Here is a 5,222-nt window from a genome sequence, read left to right on the forward strand (position 1 = left end):
CTCGTAAACAAAGAGGTTTTAGAGGCTTATTTACCATGGACTAAAGTTGTACAAGAAAAGTGCAAATAAGAAATCTCCAGATTAGGAACTATCCGTGAGTTCTCTAGTCTGGAGATTTTTCAATATACTTCGTTATTGGGCGGTTACGTTGTATCTACAGGAATGTTTTGACGCTCCAAGTATTGCGGTGTGACGATAAGGACATTGCCATTCGGGTTGTAATCGTGCCATTCTGTAGAGGTTATAAAGTTTTTGGAGGAAGCCATGCCATTTTGCAAAGTACGGTCAATTAACTGGTGTCTAGATAAGAAAGCCTTTTGTTCTGAAACAGCCAGATCCATCAATTGATACCAAGTTCTGAGTTTCCTTTGAGCTTGTTCATCAAAACCAGGACTCGTTCCTTCACGGCTGATTGATAGGGTAATCAGTTGCCTTTCCTGGCTCCAAGCCTCTTGTCCAATCCGATGCTGTTGCCAGGCTTGGGAATACTTTAAGCTACTCCCTATTCCCAGCGTTACAATAATAATCGCTAATAGTTGACCGATTAAAATCAAACTAATGATTCCTCTGACAGGCACTTGCCCTTTTATAATCTGCATCAGGTGTATCTTTTTTATCCCAACTGCGAAGAGTTGAGCGAAAAACAGGGAGATCGACAACAAGATGAGATTATAACTGAGCAAGCCTTCTCCTATGGTCATTAGGGATTGCGTTGGAAGCGACAGAATTTTTTGCATAAGAATGGCGAGCAAGCCAGCTAAACTGAAACCAACAGCTATCCCTTTCAAATCCTCACCAACTGGTCTAAGGAAAATGGACCACCGTTTCTCTCCTGAAATGAGGCGAATGCCCGACGACCGTAATTGGCTAATTTGACTAATTAAAGTCAGTGCTACAAAGGTTAAGATGAAAATCAATAGACTGATTAACTGAAATCCGTTACTAAAGATAGCCATTAACGTAGATAGTTTAGATGGAATTGTCAGGTGCATGTTAGTCAAGCCAAGTTGACTTAGCTCCTCCCTTAGCAAGTGAATATCTAGGTGTCCACCGAATACAAAATAGTTTGTTTCAACACTACTACTTTGAGCATCTTCTAGTTTTTTTCCTGAAGCCCATCAGGCAACTTTCCGTCCCCAAAGGTCGTATAAGAAAAAACTGTAGTACCTTCTGAGTTAGGATCTTGGTGTTGAATCGCAATAAAGCTATCCGTTTCTTCTGCTAGTTTTTCCAAGCGTGTAGCAATATGCTGAAAAGTTGTTTCAGGGGAAGAATCACGTACAACAACGTTGGGGTAGTAACGGGAGACATATGTATCAGTCCAAATGGTAAATACCCAAACAAAGAACAAACTAGCAAGCAGGTTGGATATGAGTATAAATAATTTTTTCATAGTGCATTCCTTATTCTAAAACAGAGGGCAGAAATACCCCTGCCCTCTATAAACTAACAAGCTTACTAAACTATTGATAGAAGTAACCGTATCAAGTGCTAATAATGGTTGAGTTAATTTACAAGAACTGACTCCAGTGAAATAATCCTATCACATTGCCGTGCTTGCTCCATGTTATGCGTAACAACCAAAATTGTTTTACTAAATTGATCTCTCAAAGTTCGAATCAAATCGAATGCTTTTTGAGACATTTCAGGATCTAACGATCCGGTTGGTTCATCTGCTAGGACAATATCTCCGGGCTTTAAAATAGCTCTCACAATCGCAATTCTCTGCTGTTCACCTCCCGATAATTCATTGACTTTACTATTTAACCGATTTTGTAGACCAACAAATTCTAGCGTTTCCTTGATTCTCTGCTCTTTCTCCTGTCTAGAGAAATTCGAAAAAGTCATGGCAAGCATCAGGTTATCTTTCACACTAGATGTAGAAATGAGTGCATTGGATTGAAAAAGATAGTTGATGACATTCCTTCGATAATGAACTGCTGATTGCGAATTTACCTTAGGCAAAACTTTTCCGTTGATTAGGATTTTACCACTGTCAACAGTATCCAATAGTCCAATCATATTGAGGATAGTCGATTTTCCAGAACCAGAAGGTCCTACTAAAGCTACAAATTCATTTTCCTCAATATCAAAGCTTAAGTCTTTGAAAATTTCTCTTGAACCAAATTGTTTTGATACATTTTGTACTGAAATTCTAGACATGAGATTACTCCTTAAATGATTGTATGATACTCTCTCCTTCTTTACGGAACAAACTGAAGTAAAGAAGCATTATCTGAAAAGCAAATGTAGCTAGTGTCATGACTATTCCCAACTTAGAACCCACCAAGATAGAAACGATTAGTTCCATCACAGAAAAACTAATAATGAGAGAAAGCACACCAATATATCTTTTCCATGGTGAGAATCCCATAAAGTATTGGACATACAATTTTTCTTCAAATAACAAGCGGTACATTAAGACAAAACTCCAGAAAATAGCCATCATCGTAATGATGATAATCGCTATGATCGTGCCGAAAAGATAAAATGTATAACTCAGATCTTTTTGAAGACCATTGATAAAGTTCTTGACAGTTGTAAAACTCAACCGATTATCCATTAAATCTGGAAATTCTGTTTCTAAAACGGACACTACCTGTTCCATCGTTTCCCTATCACGAATCTTCAAAAGACCATTATAGCCACTGACAACTAAGTTTGCCGACTCCATGAAATATAAATTCTCTGGTGTTGAGACAAAAATAACTGGATTCTCACTAGTTGTACCATAAGAAATAGAATCTGACCAAGTAAATATTGGTCGAGACGGTTGGTAAACCTTGAACATAAATTTCTGATTTTCTGTGAAATTAGTTTGTAAATCTCCCGGTTTTACAGTGACACTTTCCTGTAAATACGCCTTCATCACCTCAAGTTCTTCTGTATTGAGCGTGTTAGGTAGAAGATAAAGTCGAGTACCATTCCTCATCTCTAGCAACTCTTCATCACTTAGGGGAATACCTAGGTCTTGCAGGTAATTATAGGAGAATTTCAAATACCAAAATGGTTTTTTAGGGACATGCTGGTATGTCCCATAGACTGCATCAAGGGACTCCTGATTAAGAAATTGTCCTTTGGCAATATAGACACCTGGAAGCTCAGATATACGCTGGTAAAAGTTATACATAGTATGCTCAAGGGAATTTGTAGTTCCTGCATATGTACCTACATCATCTCCCTCAACAAAACTGGATATAACGTACATATCTTCAACATTCTTCCACTCTCTAGATACTTTCATATTATCAATAAACTGATTCATTGGAGCATCTAAAGAGTAACTGACTGCGATTAACAAACCAGCTACCAAGGTATAGAATAACAAGCAGGTTACCATTAAAGGCTTCATTGGTAATCGTTTATGAATTGCGGCTAATGGAGAAACCGAATAAACAATAATCGTTGGAATAATGAATATCAATAGTAGCAACAAGATTGAGAGGCTGACTCCAGCAAAAACTAGAATAAACGATGATAAACCAAAACTAGACCAGCCTGACAACAACCAACTACATAAAGAGATAATTGGAATAATGTAGATTGAAAATAGTAGAGAATTTTTGAAAAAAGCAGACCATAATTCTTTTCTATCCCATCCTAAAAGAATCAATGTTCCGAAATGTTTAAAGGATTGAAGAACACAGATTAAGAATAGAATCAGTAAAATGAAGGCATTTACTAAGATGCTGATAGCAAGTATTATTCCCCAAATTCCCTGATCAGTACTACTTCCAAAACTTTCTTTTGTCAAATCCTCAACAGAAATACCTGACATCTTTGAAAGATGCAACAGAAAGTTATCTCTTGAGACAGCATCGTGGAGACCATTGATATGGTATATCCCATTGATCGTATTAGTGTTTTGAAAAGTATAATCTAATCGTTCAATGACTACAGGTGTGCTAAATAATAAATCTGGAAGCTCGTAAAGCATATTATTTGAGCCTTTGTCAAGTCCAATAGTCATACTATTATCACTATGAGATAATAAATCTGCAAATTGTTGTTGTGAGACTACTATTTTACCCGTACTTTCAAAATCTGAAAAACCAGCAGAGCTGCCAAGGATGTCTATATAAATCCTATTTAGACCTTCTCCTGTATCACTACTTTCAGAACGTTTTGTCCATATGGACAAGTCACTCTGTTCTAAAAAATAATTAAATACATCTTGTGATTGCTCTTCTGTTAACTTCTGAAGATAAACTGTTACAGTTTCGGAATGATGATTATAACTCTGCCATGACTGTTGATACTGTAAACCTGCTAAAAAAATTGCCACCAGAGCAAGTAAGACACTCTGGATGGCAATCAAAAACAGGATTAAGTATTTCATTTTACCTAATAACATGTTTTTGTATGTCATAGGTACTTACCTACAATTCCAGTAACATTCAGCTGTAGCAGTTCCGATGAATTTAGAAACACGTGCTTCTACTCCAGGTGATTGCCAGCCTGAGAATGCCCCGTTAGCAGTTGCTGAGTGTTCGTAAACACTAGACTGAACATTTGAATAGCTCCAAAGGCCAGCAGTACGACCATAATCCCAATAAACTGCAGTACCTTTATACCAAACTGTTGCAGCTGAAACAATCGAACCACCTGCACCAGATAAAGTCAGTGCAAGTAAAGATGTTGTAATTATTTTTTTTATGCTTTTCTTCATCGTAAAGCCCTCATTTCTTTCACTTAAAATCTAACAATAACAATGACTGCATTTAGAAATATCAACAAATCATACCCTAGTACATCGGAATCCCTTCTTTCTAATTAAAAATTAGATAAAACAGAAATACTATATAGTTAATAGTATTTTCATCATTTAATCAACTAATCAGCCTTCCCAACATCAAGACCATTGGACTTCTTTTGCGATTGCACTCGAATCTCCAATTGTTTATTCTTCTGAATAAACTGTTGGTAAGGAATTGTATTACTAAACATAAAAACACCTAGCAATGCAAATGTAACTAATTTTTTAATTCCACGTTTTTTTCTCATGCAATGAAACCCCTTTCTTTTTATTCTAACAGATATATTTTATTTAGTCAAGTATTTTTATGTAATTTTTAACTTTTTTTTCTTGTTATTACCATAAAGAATTATTTATTCCTTTAACTTGTTATTTTGAACTAAAAATTTTATAATGAAATTAAGCAAATAGGAAGGTTTATTATTTTTAATGAATACACTCGCAGAAAAATTCAGATTGAAAAGAA

General features: G+C 36.0%; 5 protein-coding genes and 1 pseudogene. All 6 read right to left on the reverse strand.

Annotated elements, in window-relative coordinates; genetic code table 11:
- Positions 1 to 146: 146 nt before the first annotated feature.
- Positions 147 to 956 (reverse strand): annotated as a pseudogene (locus HT678_RS11965) (hypothetical protein); the annotation flags it as partial.
- A 140-nt stretch (positions 957 to 1,096) separates the two neighbouring features.
- Positions 1,097 to 1,393, reverse strand: coding sequence for a hypothetical protein (locus HT678_RS11970; RefSeq protein ID WP_007284909.1), 297 nt, complete (start codon positions 1,391 to 1,393; stop codon positions 1,097 to 1,099).
- 113 nt (positions 1,394 to 1,506) lie between these two features.
- Positions 1,507 to 2,163 carry an ATP-binding cassette domain-containing protein gene (locus HT678_RS07065; protein WP_050208512.1) on the reverse strand — a complete coding sequence of 219 codons (657 nt, stop codon included), beginning with the start codon at positions 2,161 to 2,163 and terminating at the stop codon, positions 1,507 to 1,509.
- A 4-nt stretch (positions 2,164 to 2,167) separates the two neighbouring features.
- Positions 2,168 to 4,369, reverse strand: a complete 2,202-nt coding sequence (locus HT678_RS07070) for an ABC transporter permease (RefSeq protein WP_050971697.1) — start codon at positions 4,367 to 4,369, stop codon at positions 2,168 to 2,170.
- Between the two features lie 6 nt (positions 4,370 to 4,375).
- Positions 4,376 to 4,669, reverse strand: a complete 294-nt coding sequence (locus HT678_RS07075) for a hypothetical protein (RefSeq protein WP_101514659.1) — start codon at positions 4,667 to 4,669, stop codon at positions 4,376 to 4,378.
- A 164-nt stretch (positions 4,670 to 4,833) separates the two neighbouring features.
- Positions 4,834 to 5,004, reverse strand: a complete 171-nt coding sequence (locus tag HT678_RS11760) for a PhrA family quorum-sensing system peptide (RefSeq protein ID WP_001227862.1) — start codon at positions 5,002 to 5,004, stop codon at positions 4,834 to 4,836.
- Between the last annotated feature and the right edge of the window lie 218 nt (positions 5,005 to 5,222).

The sequence above is a fragment of the Streptococcus sp. 3167 genome, assembly GCF_013277175.1.
GTDB classification, from domain to species: Bacteria; Bacillota; Bacilli; order Lactobacillales; family Streptococcaceae; genus Streptococcus; species Streptococcus pseudopneumoniae.

Excerpts from the sequence above, each read along its gene's own strand:
- HT678_RS11970 (WP_007284909.1), bottom strand. The coding sequence starts at position 1,393 with ATGAAAAAATTATTTATACTCATATCCAACCTGCTTGCTAGTTTGTTC.
- HT678_RS07075 (WP_101514659.1), bottom strand. The coding sequence starts at position 4,669 with ATGAAGAAAAGCATAAAAAAAATAATTACAACATCTTTACTTGCACTG.
- HT678_RS07070 (WP_050971697.1), bottom strand. The coding sequence starts at position 4,369 with ATGACATACAAAAACATGTTATTAGGTAAAATGAAATACTTAATCCTG.
- HT678_RS11760 (WP_001227862.1), bottom strand. The coding sequence starts at position 5,004 with ATGAGAAAAAAACGTGGAATTAAAAAATTAGTTACATTTGCATTGCTA.
- HT678_RS07065 (WP_050208512.1), bottom strand. The coding sequence starts at position 2,163 with ATGTCTAGAATTTCAGTACAAAATGTATCAAAACAATTTGGTTCAAGA.